The sequence below is a fragment of the Microbacterium sp. 18062 genome (assembly GCF_902706225.1).
GTDB lineage: Bacteria > Actinomycetota > Actinomycetes > Actinomycetales > Microbacteriaceae > Microbacterium.
The window spans coordinates 1-456 of the sequence record NZ_CACSKB010000332.1 but is presented as its reverse complement, the minus strand read 5'-3'; the positions used below and the strand labels follow the sequence as shown (position 1 = coordinate 456).

The window sequence follows — 456 nt, the reverse complement described above, 5'->3', positions numbered from 1 at the left end:
GATCGGCATGGCACAGGCGGCGCACGCGGCGCGCGGCCAGCAGCCGTTCGACCGTGCGCACGCCCAGGCCGGGCACGCGCAGCAGCCGCTCGCGGGCGGCGGTGTTCAGGTCCACCGGGAAATGCTCCGGGTGGGCGATCGCCCAGGCCAGCTTCGGGTCCATGTCGAGCGAGAGCATGCCGCTGCCGCTGCCGTCGCCACCAGCGGTTTCGGCGGCCGGCGCGGGCGGCACGATTTCGTCGTGCGTGAAGCCATAAAAGCGCATCAGCCAGTCGGCCTGGTAGAGGCGGTGTTCGCGCACCAGCGGCGGCGCGGCCAGCGGCAGCGCGCGCGAGGCGTCGGGTATCGGGCTGAAGGCCGAGTAGTACACGCGCCGCAGGCCGTAGCCGCCGTAGAGCCGCGAACTGGCGGCGAGGATGGTGCGGTCGTCCGCGCCGTCCGCCCCCACGATCATCT

1 pseudogene is annotated in these 456 nt (G+C 73.2%); it reads right to left on the bottom strand.

Features of this window, described 5'->3' with window-relative positions:
- A pseudogene (locus GVL03_RS23650) lies at positions 1–456 on the bottom strand (hypothetical protein); the annotation flags it as partial.